This window comes from Kribbella monticola (genome assembly GCF_003261635.1).
GTDB classification, from domain to species: Bacteria; Actinomycetota; Actinomycetes; order Propionibacteriales; family Kribbellaceae; genus Kribbella; species Kribbella monticola.
This window is the reverse complement of sequence record NZ_QFXK01000027.1, coordinates 309,877-323,832: the sequence shown is the minus strand read 5'-3', so window position 1 is coordinate 323,832 and position 13,956 is coordinate 309,877. Positions and strand designations below refer to the sequence as shown.

Here is a 13,956-nt window from a genome sequence, read left to right as displayed (position 1 = left end):
TCATCAGTCCAGATCGAGGAAGTTCTCGAGACCGACGGTCAGGCCCGGGGTGTCGACGACGCGCCGGATCCCGACCACGACGCCGGCCATGAACGACTCCCGATCCATCGAGTCGTGCCGGATCGTCAGCGTCTCGCCGACATCCCCGAACAACACCTCCTGGTGCGCGATCAGCCCACGCAACCGGATCCCGTGCACCCGGATGCCTTCGACCTCCGCGCCTCGCGCGCCGTCGAGAGCGGTCGTGGTCGCATCAGGGATCGGCTTTGCGTTTGCCTCCTGCCGGGCAGCGGCGATCAGTTCCGCCGTACGCCGCGCAGTACCGGATGGGGCGTCCACCTTGTTCGGGTGGTGCAGTTCGATGATCTCGACCGACTCGTAGTACTTCGCGGCCTTCGCGGCGAACTGCATCATCAGGACGGCGCCGATCGAGAAGTTGGCGGCAACCAGTACGCCGGTGTCGGGGCTCGCCGCGAGCTGCGTGCGCAAGGTGTCGAGCCGCTCGGCGTCGAACCCGGTCGTTCCGACCACCGCATGGATGCCGTGCTCGATGCACCACTTCAGGTTGTCCATCACGACCTCGGGGCGGGTGAAGTCGACCACCACCTGAGCACCGGCGATCGCCAACTGCTCGAGCTCATCACCCTGGTCGAGCGCAGCCACCAGTTCGAGCCCGTCGGTCCGCTCAACCGTCAGGCAAACCTGGGACCCCATCTTCCCCTTGGCCCCCAACACCCCAACCTTGACCATCCACACCCTTCCTCAGCTGTCCGCCCAAGTTTCTCACTCCCGCACAGGCTCCCCCACGCCGGCACCACGCCCGCCCCCGCGTCGCCCACCCGCAGCCGAGCTCCCACCCACGCAGAAACGGCAGACAGAAACACGTCGCTGCGGCGAGAACGCGGTCGGCTCGCGACAAGGTCTGCGACGCTGGCCACATGAGTGCGCGGTTGAAAGGCAGGCGCCGTCGGGCGGACGCGGCGATCGACGGCATCACGGCTTGGGCCCGCTCCCAGGCCGACGTACGAGGGCTCGCCTTGGTTGGCTCGTTCGCCTACGGTCGGCCGCGGATGGCTAGCGACGTGGACCTGGTCCTCGTCACCGTGGACAAGGAACGGCACATCACCGGCATGGACTGGGCAGATGTCGTCGACCGCCGACCTCGACTGATTCGCTGTCAGGAGTGGGGACCTCTCACGGAGCGGAGGGCTCGCCTCAGTAGCGGGCTGGTCGTGGAGCTGGGAATCGTCACTGGGGAATGGCTTTCGACTCCACTGGACGCAGGAACGGCGAAGGTACTACGCGACGGTTGCCGTGTCCTGTACGACCCGGAAAATCTGTTCAGCCACGCCCTCGGCCAACTGTGACTTCCGGCCAGCTCAGGCGGTGAATCCGTCTACGCCTAGGGCGAAGTCCCAGTGGGCTAGTCCGTTGGCGGCCAGGGAGACGGTGAGGAGGCCCATTCCTTCTAGCCAGTGGGCCATCTTGAGGGGGCCGGCGTCCAGGGGGCGTAGGCCTAGGGTTCTGATGAAGGTGGCCACAGCCGCTTTGGATTGCGCGTTGTCGCCGGCCATGAAGACGTGGGGGCGGCCGTTTTCCAGGACGTTGCGGAAGATGGTGTTGAAGGCCTTCACCACGGTGGCGCCGGGTGGGGCGATCTTGGCGGCTTCCTGGGCGATCGAGGTTTCCTCGCTGTGGGCCAGTCCGTCGAATGTGGCGTTGAAGGGGTTGCTGATGTCGACGATGACCTTGTCCGCAAGTGCGTTTCCGTACTCCGCGATGGCTGGAACGACACCGTCGTACAAGATCGCCGTGATGACGATGTCCCCGGTCGGGATCGCGCCCCACTTGCCGGCAGTCGCGTCGCCGCCCAGGAGCTTGGCCAGGTTGTCGGCCTTGGATTGATCGCGTCCCATGACCTCGACGGTGTTGCCGCCTGCCACTGCGAGCGTGCCGATGGTGCGGGCCATGTTCCCCGTACCGATGAGGGTGATGCTGCTCATGCGTGTGCTCTCTTCTTGTCGAGGGGATGGGTCAGATGGCCGTGGTACCGCCGTCGGCGACCAGTTCCAGGCCGTTGACGTAGCTGGAATCGTCGGAGGCGAGGAACAGCGCGATGGTGGCGATTTCTTCGGGGCGGCCCATCTGTCCGCGGGGAATCAGCGACTCGAAGGCCGTCCTGGTCGCCTCGTCGAACAGTTCTTCCTGTTTGGCGGTGGCGACCTGGCCAGGAGTCAGGACGTTGACCCGGATCTTCCGGTCGCGCAGTTCGTTGAGCCAGACGCGAGCCCACGCTTGCTGGACGGCCTTGCTTCCCGCGTAGAGACTCCAGCCAGGGAAGGCGCCGAGGGAGGCGTTGGACCCGGTCATGAGGATCGAGCCGTTGTCGTTGATCAGCGGCAGGGCCTTCTGCACGGTGAACAGGGTGCCGCGGACATTGAGCGAGAAGGCGCGTTCGAACTGTTCCTCGGTGATCTCGCCTAGTACGCCGGGTTCGCCCATTCCGGCGCTGGCCCACAGGACGTCGATCGAGCCCTTCTCGCGTTTGACGGTGTCGTACAGGCGGTCCAGGTCGTTCAGGTCGGCCGCGTCACCCTGAACGCCGGTGACGTTGCGGCCGATCAGCTTCACGGCGTCGTCCAGTGCATCCTGCCGCCTGGCCTGGATGAAGACATGCGCTCCTTCCTCGACGAACAGTTGGGCGCCGGCCAGTGCCATGCCGGTGGATCCGCCGGTGATCACCGCGACCTTGCCATCGAGCTTTCCCACGATCACTCCGTTGATTTTGAGGGGGTATCCGGACCAGCTCGGTGCTTATATAAACCAAACTGTGTACTTAACGTATCCGGCCTTCGCCCGGAGTGCAAGCTAAGTACACCGATCAGTACCGCGCGCGCTATGCTGGCGATATGACGGAGTTGGAGAAGGGCCCGCTGGGCCGGCGCAAGGGCAGGGGGGCACGCGAGCGCATCCTCAGCGCGTCACAGCAACTGTTCCGCGATCAGGGCATCAACCGCACCGGCATGGACCAGCTCTGCGCGGTCGCCCAGGTGTCCAAGCGGACGGCGTACCAGCACTTCCCCAGCAAGGACGAACTGGTCGCCGAGTACCTGCGCCGCTTCGATCCTGAGATCATGCCCGGGGTGTTCGACCGCACCGACCTCACTCCGCGCGAACGACTACTCGCCGCCTTCGACATTCCGGCGTCCATGCCGCTGTGCCCCTACATCGGAGCGGCTGTGGAACTGCACGATCCGGAGCACCCCGCATCGCAGTACGCACGCGATTACAAGACCGCGATCGCTGCCCGGCTTACCGAAACCGCGCGCGAAGCCGGCGCCACCAACCCCGAACAGCTCGGCGAACAACTGGCACTGCTCATCGACGGCGCCTCGGCCCGCACGCGAGTCCTCAACAGCGAGTCCTTCCCAACGGCCGCAGCCATCGCCAAGGTGCTCATCGACAACGCCATTCCCGCTTCGTCGTAGGGCCTGAAGGATCGCTGCAGCGGCTCCTACTGAAGCAATGCCTTCAGGCAGTTGTAGGCCGCAGCTCGGCGGTCGGCTTGCCATTCGGGGCTTTTCTGCCAGTAATAGTGGGTCTTCGACTCGGGTGCCAGCGCGGCGATGTCGAACGTGGTGAGGGCGAGGTGGACTTGGTCCCAGCTCGGGAGTGGCGCCGAGCGATGTTCGGCGTACGCCGTCCAGAGGTGCCGGCGGAGGTCGCCGTACGAACGTTCGGCGGCCCAACTTGCGCTGGCCCACTGGCTGCAGGTGAAGTCGACCAGCGGAGACAGTACGCCACCGAATCCCCAGTCGAGAATCCCGGCCAGCGCGCCGGAGTCGTCGAGCAGCAGGTGCTCCTCGTAGAGGTCGCCGTGGGCAAGGACCGGGTCCATCGCGTCGACAGCTTTAAGGGCTTCGAGCAACGTCGTACGCGCCGCCGGGCCGACAACAGGTGCGACCAATTCGGCGAGGTGGTCAGCGCCGCCCAGCTCGCGGAGGGGCGAGTAGCAGTCGGTTGCGGTTGGGGGCGTAGTCGGCGGTTCGGACCAGGCGTTGGCCCAGAGGCGCCGAGGGACGCGCTCGAGACTGATGTCGTGGCAGGCCGCTAGTACTACGCCGAGCTGCTCTGCCAGCGTTTGCAGTTGCTCGGGCGAAATGTCGCCGCGCGTGGAGCCTCGGATCAATGTCACGGCGAAGAACGGGTACGGCGAGATCGCCGGGTCGTCCCACCGCCCGAGGAGTTTCGGCACGAGCGGGTGGTCAACCGTCGCGTAAACCTCACACTCGCGCTCGAGCTGCCCGACAATCGTGTGATTGCGAGGAAACAGAAATGCGCGATCATCCGCGAGCAGCACATGCTTCGTCGCACCATCGAACCGCGGCTCGATCGGCCCGTCTACCTCACAGACCTCCCTGAATCGCTTGAGCTGCGTAGCAACAAGAACAGCAGCAACAGCCGCTTCGTCATCCACGCCGAGCCACCGACAGACACGTTCCCCACAAGAGTTCGCACACCTGTCGTCTCCAATCAACCACACGCCTCCGGACCGAAAGCCTATGCCCCTCGACGTGCGCGGGGCGGAGGAGCGGGCGACGGGCCTGGCGTGGGATCAGTTGGTGAGGGTTGCTGTGTAGGTGGATTGGGATTGTTCGGCGAAGTGGCAGGAGACCTGTTGGCCGGTGGGGATGGTGCGGAGTTCGGGGATGTCGGTGGAGCAGCGGGGTTCGGCTTGGAGGCAGCGGGTGTGGAAGCGGCAGCCAGTGGGTGGGTGGACGGGTGAGGGTGGGTCGCCGGCGAGGATGATGCGTTGGCGGCCCTTGCGGGCGAGGCCGGGCTCGGCGGAGAGGAGCGCCTGGGTATACGGGTGGGCCGGTACGTCGTACACCTGGTGGTGCTCACCGAGTTCGGCGACGCGGCCCAGGTACATCACGGCTACGCGGTCCGAGACGTGCCGGACCACCGAGAGGTCGTGGGCGACGAAGATGATGCTGAGGCCGAGTTCGCGCTGGAGGCGCATCAGCAGGTTCACCACCTGCGCCTGGACCGACAGGTCGAGCGCCGACACCGGCTCGTCGCACAGCAGCACGTCCGGGTTCAGTGCGATCGCTCGCGCGATGCCGATCCGCTGGCGCTGACCGCCGGAGAACTGATGCGGGAACTTCGTCTCGTCCTCAGGACGCAACCCGACCAGTTCGAGCAACTCACGCACCCGATTCCGGATGTCCATCCCCTTCGAGACATCAGGATGGACCTCCAGCGGCTCGGCGACGATCTCGCCGACGCGCAGCCGCGGGTTCAGACTCGAATAGGGATCCTGGAAAACCACCTGGACGTTCCGCCGCCACTTGCGCAATTCCTTCGCCCGCAGCTTGCTCACATCGACGCCGTCGTAGAACAGCGAGCCCGACGTCGGCTTCTCCAGAGCGGCGAGCAGCCGGACCAGCGTGGACTTCCCGCAGCCGGACTCACCGACGATGCCGAGCGACTCGCCCTTACGCAGTACGAGATCGACACCGTCGACGGCGCGGACCAGAGTCTTCTGCCCGAACGAGAAGGCCGGGCTGATGTCGTAGTGCTTCACCAAATCAGTTGCCACCAGCAACTCTGACGACATCAGACTGCCTCCTTCGCGGAGATCGAGGTACGCCGGATGCAGGCCGCGTCCCGCCCCGGCGCCACCGTCAGCAACGGCGGCACCTCCAGGGCGCACTCCGGTACTGCGATCGGGCAGCGGGTCCGGAACGCGCAGCCGGACGGGATCGCGCGCAGCGACGGCGGCGTACCGGGGATGGTCGGCAGCTCCTGCCCCTTCAGCTCCGCCGAGGGCATCGAGAGCAGAAGCCCTTCTGTATAAGGATGAACGGGGTGCTCCAACGCCGCCGAGGTAGCGGCCCGCTCGACCACGTGACCGGCATACATCACCACGACGTTGTCGGCGACGTCGGCGACCACACCCAGGTCGTGGGTGATCAGCACGACGCCCATGTCGCGCTCGGCCTGCAGGTCGGCGATCAGTTCGAGGATCTGCGCCTGCACGGTCACGTCCAGTGCCGTCGTCGGCTCGTCCGCGATCAGTACGTCGGGGTCGAGCGCGAGCGCCATCGCCAGCATCACCCGCTGCCGCATCCCGCCGGAGAACTCGTGCGGGTAGTCGTTCACCCGCTTCGCCGCGGCCGGGATCCGCACCTGGTCGAGCATCTCGGCGGCCCGCTTCATCGCGTCGCCCTTCGACAGACCGCGATGCACCCGGTAGCACTCGGCGATCTGCTTGCCGACGGACTGCACCGGGTTCAGCGCGGACAGCGAGTCCTGGAAGACCATCGTGATCCGATCGCCGACGATCTTGCGCCGCTCGCGGGTCGTCATCGCGATCAGGTCCTGGCCTCGGTACTGCGCGGTGCCGGACACGATCCGTCCCGGCGGCATCTCCAGGATGCCGGTCAGCGCCTGCGTCGAGACGCTCTTGCCGGAGCCGGACTCGCCCAGGATCGCCAGCGTCTCCCCCGCGCGCACCTGCCAGGACACGCCGTCCACGGCCCGCACCCGGCCGTGCGGGGTGTCGAACTCGACGGTCAGATCGTCAACCTCGAGGAGTACTTCGCCAGTCGTCATCGGATCAACTTCGGGTCGAGGGCGTCCCGGATCGAGTCGCCGATGATCATGAACGAGATCGTGGTGGTCGAGATGAAGATCGCGGGCCAGATGAACAGGTGCGGGCTGTCGCGGTACGACGCCGCGACGCCGAACTGCGATCCCCAGGAGATCGACGGCGGTTGCAGCCCGACCCCGAGGAAGGTGAGCACGGCCTCCAGCCCGATCAGCCCACCGATCCCCAGCGTCGTCATCGCCAGCAGCGGAGCCATCGCGTTCGGGAACACGTGTTTGCGCAGGATCCGCAGCGGCGGTACGCCGATGGAGCGCGCCGCCAGCACGTACTCGCGGTTCCGCACCGAGAAGACGGTCGACCGCATCACCCGCATGCCCTGCGGCCAGCCGGTGACCAGGATGATGCCGACGATGATCCAGATGCTCCGGTTCGGCACCGAGTTCAGGATCACGATCAGCGCGATCAGGCCCGGCAGCGCGAACAGTACGTCGGCGACCCGCGAGATGATCGTGTCGACCGCGCCCGGGAAGTAGCCGGCGAGCAGACCGAGGATGCCGGCCACCGCGAACCCGCCGAACCCGGCCACCAGACTGACCAGCACGGACGGCCGGGCACCGTAGATCACGTTCGCGAAGTAGTCGCAGCCCTGGATGTCGAAACCGAACGGGTGCCCGGGCTCGCGACCGCGTTGGCTCTTCCCCAGCTCACAGAAACGCGGATCGACCGAGGTGAACAGCCGCGGGAAAGCGGCCATCAGGAAGACGGCCACCACCAGCAGGACACAGATCACGAACTGTGGCTTCTTCAGCAGCGCCCGCAGCAGTTCGCGATTGGACAGCGTCCGGCCTTCGAGGTCCTGCGTCTCCGACTCGAAGACCTGTTGTGCCTCAGACATTGCGCACCCTCGGATCGATGAAGCCGTAGACGATGTCGACGACGAGGTTGATCGCGATGAACATCACGAACGCGAGGGTCGACAACAGCACCACCACCCCGCCCTCGTGGAACCTGATCGACTGGAACAGGAACTGTCCCAGCCCCGGCAGGTTGAAGATGCTCTCGGCAAGGACCGCGCCGGCGAAGATGCCGGCGAAGTCGATGCCCATCAACGTGACCACCGGCAGCAACGCGTTCGGCAGCACGTGTCGCCAGAGGATGCGCTGCTCCCCCAGCCCTTTGGCCCGGGCCGTCTTGACGAAGTCGGCGTTCGCCGTGTCCACGATCGAGGTCCGAGTCAACCGCGCCATCCCGGCGAAGCCGGTGATCGCGATACATGTCGCAGGCAACAAGTACGCCAGCGGATAGCCCTCGGTAATCCCCGAAACCGGCAGCCACTTGAGCTGTACGCCGAACAGGAACTGGCCCGCGAAGTACAGGACCAGCCCTGGGACGGCGAGCACCACGAGGGTCGACAGCAACAGCATCCGGTCGACGACCCCGTTGCGCCGGAACCCGGCGTACAGGCCGAACAACAGTCCCGCGATCCACTGCAGCGCAAGGCTCAGCGTCGCCAGCTTCAGCGTCACGGGGATCCGCAACCGGAGTTGGGAGGCGATGTCGGCACCGGCGAACGTCGTACCGAAATGGCCGGTGAACATGTCCTTCATCGACAGCAGGTACTGCACGATGAAGGGATCGTCGAGGTGGAACTGCGCCCGCTTGGCCGCGAGTACCGCTGCCGGGATCGGCTTGTCACCGGCCAGTTCGCGCAAGGGGTCTCCGGGCATCGCGAACACGAGCGCGAAGACCCCCAGCGTGACGATCAGGCCGATCGGGATGGCCGCCAGGATCCGGCGGAGGACGAACCGGGTCACTTGAACGTGGAGTAGAGCGCCTGGACGCCGGTGTACTTCGAGACCCGCGGCATGATCTTCGCCGAGTGCAGGTACGCGTTCTGCTTGGCGTACAGCGGAATCAGCGGCATGTCCTCGAGCGCGATGTCCTCGGCGTGCTGGTAGAGCTTGATCGCCTTCTCCGGGTTCGGTTCGGCGTCGCCCTGGGCCAGCACCTTGTCCAGCTCGGGGCTGTTGTAGCCGGAGAAGTTCGCGTCACCGTTGGACTTGAACATCGGGGTCAGGTAGTCCTCGATCGACGGGTAGTCGTGGCCCCAGCCGCTGAACCGCAGGCCGTCGAGCTTGCGGGTGTCGGCCAGCTGGGTGATCTCCGAACCCTGCTTACCGGTGTACTTGACGGTCAGCCCGAGGTTCTGCCGGAGCATGTTGCCGATCGCCTCGGCGAAGATCTGGCCGGTCGCCGAGGTGGTGTTGTAGTTGATGTTCACCGCGCCGGAGAAGCCACCCGCCTCGGCCAGCAGTTGCTTCGCGGCGGTCGGGTCGAAGTTGCAGTACTTGCAGGCGTCCGGCCGGTACCCGTCCATGTCCGGCGAGACCAGCCCGTTGGACGGCGTGGCCAGGCCGACCAGGTCCGCGAACGCCTTCCGGTCGATCGCCATCGAGAACGCGTGCCGCAGCTTGGGGTTCTTGTACCGCGGGTCCCAGGCCGGCATCGTCAGGTAGTTGGCGCCGGAGCTCGTCGCGGTCACCCAGCCGTCGGGAGCATCGGTCTTGAAGGTCTTGATCTTGGTCGGTGGCACGTCCACGAAGTCCACGTTGCCGGCCAGGAACTCGTTGTACGCCGTGTCCGCGTTCGGGATGAACCGGAACGTGATGGCGTCCGCCTCGGGCGCGTTCGGGCCCTTGTAGCCGTCCCACTTGACCAGCTTGATGTCGTCACCGGGGTTCCAGGCGCCGTCCAGCTTGAACGCGCCGTTGCCGATCGGCTTGCGCTTGTAGGCGTCCGGGTTCTTCCGGACCTCCTCCGGCAGCGGGGCCAGGCCGAGGTACTGCAGGGTCAGCCCGAACTGGGAGAACGGCACCTTGAGCTTCACCGAGAAGGTCAGGTCGTCGAGCTGCTTCAGGCCGCTCAGCGTCTTCACCGAGGTCGGCTTCGGAGTAGCGCCGTCCGGCGTCGGCGGGTTCATCGCGTCGTAGCCCTCGACCTTGGAGAAGAAGCCGTTGTTCTTCCATGCGGTCGAGCCCTGCGCGGTCAGGTTCCAGCTGTCGACGTAGTCCTTGGCCGTGAGCGCCTGGCCGTTCTGGAAGGTGTTGCCTGGCTTCAGCTTGATCGTCCAGGTCTGGCTGGTCTTGTCCGGCGTCACGGAGTCGGCCATCACGTTCACCGTCTTGCCGGTGTTCGGGTCGGTGGCCACCAGCGGCGCGAACACCGCCTGGGCGACCTGGATGCCCGGGCTGCCGTTCTCGTTCAGCGGGTTGATGTAGTCCAGCGGGTCCGCCGCGATCGCGATGACCTCGCTCTTGGCACCGCCACCGGCGCCGCCGCCGGAGCCCTTGCCGTCTCCACAAGAGGTGAGCACCAGGGCGAGCCCGAGCGCCACCCCCAGAACACCAGTCGCACGTCGCACGGTCGAACCAACTTCCTCGGCGGGAGGGCCGGTAGGCGGAATAGCCGCCATGTTGGCTGGTTCCCGGGAACCATGTCAACGTTGTCAGGGACAAACCACGGGCGCGTTATCGTTCCGAGACCTCAGAGCACCTGAACCCACAACGGGGTGTTCGGTCGCGACAACGCCGACTTCATCCCAAGTCATCAGATGTCAAAGGCGGGAGATGCAAAAAGACGGACCGTCCGCACACGGAGTGCGAACGGTCCGTCCTGGTCAGCAGGCGACTACAGAGTGAAGGCGGTGGTGTCCTCGTCGAAGGGGCCCATCACCGTCAGGGCCGGGTCCCCGGCGTACAGGTCTGCGGCCAGGGCGCAGACGTCGTCGAGCGTGACCGCATCGATGCGGCGCAGGATCTCGTCGACGGTCGGCAGTTCGCCGTACACGAGTTCGGCCTTGGCGATCCGGGTCATCTTGGCGCCGGTGTCCTCCAGGCCCATCACGACCGAGCCGCGCATCTGGCCCTTGCCGCGGAGCAGTTCGTCGGCCGTGATGCCGCCCTTGGCGATCGTGGCCAGCTCGGCCCGGATCACGTCGAGCACCTCCGGAGCCTTCTTCGGCAGGCAGCCCGCGTACACACCGACCATGCCGGTGTCCGCGTACGCCGAACCGAAGGTGAAGACCGAGTACGCCAATCCGCGCTTTTCCCGGACTTCCTGGAACAACCGCGACGACATCCCGCCGCCGACGATCCCGTGCAGTACTCCGGCGACGAACCGCCGCTCGTCATTCCGCACGAGACCGGGCATCCCCAGCACGAGATGCGCCTGCTCCACGTCACGGTGGTGCACCTGCACACCCCCGTACGTCGGAACGCGGCGCGCCGACCCCCGTCGTACCGGCGTCGGCTCGGCATCGCCGGTCGCCCAGTGCCGCTCGAACGCCTTGCGGACCAGTTTGACGACGTCGGAGTGCTCCACGTTGCCGGCGACGGAGACGACGATGTTCTCCGGGCGGTAGCGGCGGCGGTACCAGCCCGCCACCTGGCGACGGGTCAGCGCTGCCACCGACTCCGGCGTACCGGTGATCGAGCGGCCGAGCGGTGACGGGCCCCAGAGCTGCTCGGCGAACAGGTCGTGGATGTGGTCCGACGTCTCGTCGGCGTGCATCGCGATCTCTTCGTCGATGACGTCGCGCTCACTCTCGACGTCGTCGGCGGTCAGCGTCGCCGAGGTGATCATGTCGCAGATGACGTCGACCGCGAGCGGCAGATCGGAGTCGAGCACCCGCGCGTAGTAGCAGGTGTACTCCTTGCCGGTGAACGCGTTCATCTCGCCGCCGACCGCGTCGATCTCGGCAGAGATCTCGAGCGCGTCGCGGCGCTCGGTGCCCTTGAACAGCAGGTGTTCGAGGAAGTGCGTCGCACCGGACAGCTGGATCGGCTCGTCCCGCGAACCGACGCCGACCCACAGGCCGAAGGTGACCGAGCGGAAGCCCGGTACGGACTGGGATAGCACGCGGAGCCCGGAGGGCAGGACGGTCCGTTTGACCGGACCGCCTGCCTCCGAGCTCAGCAGCGTGCTGGTGATGGCACGTGTCACTCGGCGGGAGCGACCTCTGCGTCGTCACCCTTGGCGTCGGCCTTGGCCGCGTCCTCTTCCAGCACCGGGATCAGCGACAGCTTGCCGCGGTCGTCGATCTCGGCGATCTCGACCTGGAGCTTCTGGCCGACGGACAGGATGTCCTCGACGGCCTCCACCCGCTTGCCACCGGCCAGGCCGCGCAGCTTCGAGATGTGCAGCAGACCGTCCTTGCCCGGGAGCAGGGAGATGAACGCACCGAAGTTGGTCGTCTTCACGACCGTGCCCAGGTAGCGCTCGCCCTTCTCCGGCATGGTCGGGTTGGCGATCGCGTTGATCATCGCGCGCGCCGCGTCGGCCGAGGGGCCGTCCGTCGCACCGATGTACACCGTGCCGTCGTCCTCGATGGAGATGTCGGCACCGGTCTCGTCGGTGATCTGGTTGATCATCTTGCCCTTGGGGCCGATGACCTCGCCGATCTTGTCGACCGGGACCTTCACCGAGATGACCCGCGGCGCGAACTCGCTCATCTCACCCGGGGCGTCGATGGCCTTGGCCATCACGTCCAGGATGGTCAGACGGGCTTCCTTGGCCTGGGTCAGCGCGCCGGCCAGCACGTGCGCCGGGATGCCGTCCAGCTTGGTGTCCAGCTGCAGGGCGGTCACGAAGTCCTTCGTACCGGCGACCTTGAAGTCCATGTCGCCGAACGCGTCCTCCGCGCCGAGGATGTCGGTCAGCGCGACGTACTGCGTCTCGCCGTCGACCTCACCGGAGATGAGGCCCATCGCGATCCCGGCCACCGGCGCCTTCAGCGGCACACCGGCCGACAGCAGCGACAGCGTCGAAGCGCAGACCGAACCCATCGACGTGGAGCCGTTGGAGCCGAGCGCCTCGGACACCTGACGCAGTGCGTACGGGAAGTCCTCCCGCGACGGCAGCACGGGCACCAGGGCCCGCTCGGCCAGCGCGCCGTGACCGATCTCGCGGCGCTTCGGCGAACCGACCCGGCCGGTCTCACCGGTCGAGTACGGCGGGAAGTTGTAGTTGTGCATGTAGCGCTTGCGCGTCTCCGGCGACAGCGTGTCCAGCTGCTGCTCCATCCGGAGCATGTTCAGCGTGGTGACACCCATGATCTGGGTCTCGCCGCGCTCGAACAACGCGGAACCGTGCACCCGCGGGAGCACCTTGACCTGTGCCTTGAGCGGCCGGATGTCGGCCAGGCCGCGACCGTCGATGCGGACCTTGTCGGTCAGGACGCGCTTGCGGACCAGCTTCTTGGTCAGCGAGCGGAAGGCTGCGGACAGCTCCTTCTCACGACCCTCGAAGTCGGCGGCCAGCTTGTCGATGACGGCGGCCTTGACGGCGTCGGTGGCCTCTTCGCGGTCGTGCTTGCCGGCGATGGTGAGGGCCTGCGACAGCTCCTCGGTGGCAGCGGCCTCGACAGCGGCGAACGCGTCGTCCTGGTAGTCCGGGAACAGCGGGAACTCACCGGTCGGCTTGGAAGCCTTCGCGGCCAGCTCGGACTGCGCCTCGACCAGCGTCTTGATGAACGCCTTGGAAGCCTCGAGGCCCTGGGCCACGATCTCCTCGGTCGGCGCCTGCTTGCCGGCGGCAACGGCGTCGAAGGTGCCCGGGGTGGACTCGGCCTCGACCATCATGATCGCGACGTCACCGGTGTCGGTGACCCGGCCGGCGACCACCATGTCGAAGACGGCGTCCTCGAGCTCGGTGTGGGTCGGGAACGCAACCCACTGCTGGTCGATCAGGGCGACGCGGGTGGCGCCGATCGGGCCGGAGAACGGCAGGCCCGCGATCTGGGTGGACATCGACGCGGCGTTGATCGCCAGCACGTCGTACAGCTTGTCCGGGTTGAGGGCCAGGACCGTGATGACGACCTGGATCTCGTTGCGCAGGCCGGACACGAACGACGGCCGCAGCGGGCGGTCGATCAGCCGGCAGGTCAGGATGGCCTCCTCGGAAGGGCGGCCCTCCCGGCGGAAGAACGAACCCGGGATCCGGCCGGCGGCGTACATCCGCTCCTCGACGTCCACCGTCAACGGGAAGAAGTCGAACTGGTCCTTGGGCTTCTTGCTGGCCGTGGTGGCCGACAGCACCATCGTGTCGCCGTCGAGGTAGGCGGCGGCGGAGCCGGCGGCCTGCTGGGCCAAACGGCCCGTCTCGAAGCGGATGGTACGGGTGCCGAAGCTGCCGTTGTCGATGACTGCTTCAGCGAACTCTGCGCCCTCCATGGGCGCGTTTGTGGTTCCCGACACGGGATACCCCTCTCGTCACTTGAGACGACTGTGAGGCGCGAACTCTCCGGGGGTGTGCCGGTCTTCGATCGAGGCCCGCGGGTGCAGCTG

General features: G+C 66.5%; 13 protein-coding genes. 2 read left to right on the top strand and 11 right to left on the bottom strand.

The genetic code is table 11. The annotated features are described in order from the left end of the window. Positions 1-3: 3 nt before the first annotated feature. Complete coding sequence (dapB, locus tag DIZ26_RS12500; RefSeq protein WP_198676055.1) at positions 4-750, bottom strand: 4-hydroxy-tetrahydrodipicolinate reductase; 747 nt, start codon at positions 748-750, stop codon at positions 4-6. Positions 751-938: 188 nt separating this feature from the next. Between dapB and DIZ26_RS12495 the strand changes: the two genes are divergently transcribed. After that, a complete protein-coding gene (locus tag DIZ26_RS12495; protein ID WP_198676054.1) occupies positions 939-1,367 on the top strand; it encodes a nucleotidyltransferase domain-containing protein in 429 nt (142 codons plus the stop codon). A gap of 12 nt (positions 1,368-1,379) precedes the next feature. On the opposite strand, the gene DIZ26_RS12490 is transcribed toward DIZ26_RS12495, so the two are convergent. Both DIZ26_RS12490 and DIZ26_RS12485 read right to left on the bottom strand, forming a co-directional pair. Beyond that, on the bottom strand, positions 1,380-2,003 hold the full coding sequence (locus DIZ26_RS12490) for an NADPH-dependent F420 reductase (RefSeq protein ID WP_112240601.1): 624 nt from the start codon (positions 2,001-2,003) through the stop codon (positions 1,380-1,382). Between the two features lie 31 nt (positions 2,004-2,034). After that, positions 2,035-2,769: an SDR family NAD(P)-dependent oxidoreductase gene (locus tag DIZ26_RS12485; RefSeq protein ID WP_112241131.1), complete on the bottom strand. Its 735-nt coding sequence runs from the start codon at positions 2,767-2,769 to the stop codon at positions 2,035-2,037. Between the two features lie 140 nt (positions 2,770-2,909). On the opposite strand from DIZ26_RS12485, the gene DIZ26_RS12480 reads away from it, so the two are divergent. After that, positions 2,910-3,488, top strand: coding sequence for a TetR/AcrR family transcriptional regulator (locus DIZ26_RS12480; RefSeq protein WP_112240599.1), 579 nt, complete (start codon positions 2,910-2,912; stop codon positions 3,486-3,488). A 26-nt stretch (positions 3,489-3,514) separates the two neighbouring features. Here DIZ26_RS12480 and DIZ26_RS12475 read toward each other — a convergent pair whose 3' ends face one another. The 8 genes from DIZ26_RS12475 to DIZ26_RS12440 form a co-directional block, all read right to left on the bottom strand. Next, a complete protein-coding gene (locus DIZ26_RS12475) occupies positions 3,515-4,477 on the bottom strand; it encodes a phosphotransferase family protein (RefSeq protein ID WP_157979689.1) in 963 nt (320 codons plus the stop codon). A 138-nt stretch (positions 4,478-4,615) separates the two neighbouring features. Continuing rightward, positions 4,616-5,620 carry an ABC transporter ATP-binding protein gene (locus DIZ26_RS12470; RefSeq protein ID WP_112240595.1) on the bottom strand — a complete coding sequence of 335 codons (1,005 nt, stop codon included), beginning with the start codon at positions 5,618-5,620 and terminating at the stop codon, positions 4,616-4,618. Continuing rightward, a complete protein-coding gene (locus DIZ26_RS12465; protein WP_112240593.1) occupies positions 5,620-6,618 on the bottom strand; it encodes an ABC transporter ATP-binding protein in 999 nt (332 codons plus the stop codon). Before DIZ26_RS12465 ends, DIZ26_RS12470 begins: the two co-directional genes overlap by 1 nt. After that, the gene (locus tag DIZ26_RS12460; RefSeq protein ID WP_112240591.1) at positions 6,615-7,508 is read right to left on the bottom strand and encodes an ABC transporter permease; all 894 of its coding nucleotides are present in this window, start codon (positions 7,506-7,508) and stop codon (positions 6,615-6,617) included. The genes DIZ26_RS12465 and DIZ26_RS12460 overlap by 4 nt, the downstream gene beginning before the upstream one ends. Continuing rightward, positions 7,501-8,427: an ABC transporter permease gene (locus DIZ26_RS12455; RefSeq protein ID WP_112240589.1), complete on the bottom strand. Its 927-nt coding sequence runs from the start codon at positions 8,425-8,427 to the stop codon at positions 7,501-7,503. The genes DIZ26_RS12460 and DIZ26_RS12455 overlap by 8 nt, the downstream gene beginning before the upstream one ends. Beyond that, the gene (locus DIZ26_RS12450) at positions 8,424-10,034 is read right to left on the bottom strand and encodes a peptide ABC transporter substrate-binding protein (protein ID WP_232828292.1); all 1,611 of its coding nucleotides are present in this window, start codon (positions 10,032-10,034) and stop codon (positions 8,424-8,426) included. Before DIZ26_RS12450 ends, DIZ26_RS12455 begins: the two co-directional genes overlap by 4 nt. Before the next feature lie 266 nt (positions 10,035-10,300). Further along, the gene (locus tag DIZ26_RS12445; protein WP_112240585.1) at positions 10,301-11,614 is read right to left on the bottom strand and encodes a M16 family metallopeptidase; all 1,314 of its coding nucleotides are present in this window, start codon (positions 11,612-11,614) and stop codon (positions 10,301-10,303) included. After that, on the bottom strand, positions 11,611-13,842 hold the full coding sequence (locus tag DIZ26_RS12440) for a polyribonucleotide nucleotidyltransferase (RefSeq protein ID WP_112240583.1): 2,232 nt from the start codon (positions 13,840-13,842) through the stop codon (positions 11,611-11,613). The genes DIZ26_RS12445 and DIZ26_RS12440 overlap by 4 nt, the downstream gene beginning before the upstream one ends. Positions 13,843-13,956: the final 114 nt, after the last annotated feature.

Excerpts from the sequence above, each read along its gene's own strand:
- dapB (WP_198676055.1), bottom strand. The coding sequence starts at position 750 with ATGGTCAAGGTTGGGGTGTTGGGGGCCAAGGGGAAGATGGGGTCCCAG.
- DIZ26_RS12495 (WP_198676054.1), top strand. The coding sequence starts at position 939 with ATGAGTGCGCGGTTGAAAGGCAGGCGCCGTCGGGCGGACGCGGCGATC.
- DIZ26_RS12490 (WP_112240601.1), bottom strand. The coding sequence starts at position 2,003 with ATGAGCAGCATCACCCTCATCGGTACGGGGAACATGGCCCGCACCATC.
- DIZ26_RS12480 (WP_112240599.1), top strand. The coding sequence starts at position 2,910 with ATGACGGAGTTGGAGAAGGGCCCGCTGGGCCGGCGCAAGGGCAGGGGG.
- DIZ26_RS12470 (WP_112240595.1), bottom strand. The coding sequence starts at position 5,620 with ATGTCGTCAGAGTTGCTGGTGGCAACTGATTTGGTGAAGCACTACGAC.
- DIZ26_RS12465 (WP_112240593.1), bottom strand. The coding sequence starts at position 6,618 with ATGACGACTGGCGAAGTACTCCTCGAGGTTGACGATCTGACCGTCGAG.
- DIZ26_RS12460 (WP_112240591.1), bottom strand. The coding sequence starts at position 7,508 with ATGTCTGAGGCACAACAGGTCTTCGAGTCGGAGACGCAGGACCTCGAA.
- DIZ26_RS12440 (WP_112240583.1), bottom strand. The coding sequence starts at position 13,842 with ATGGAGGGCGCAGAGTTCGCTGAAGCAGTCATCGACAACGGCAGCTTC.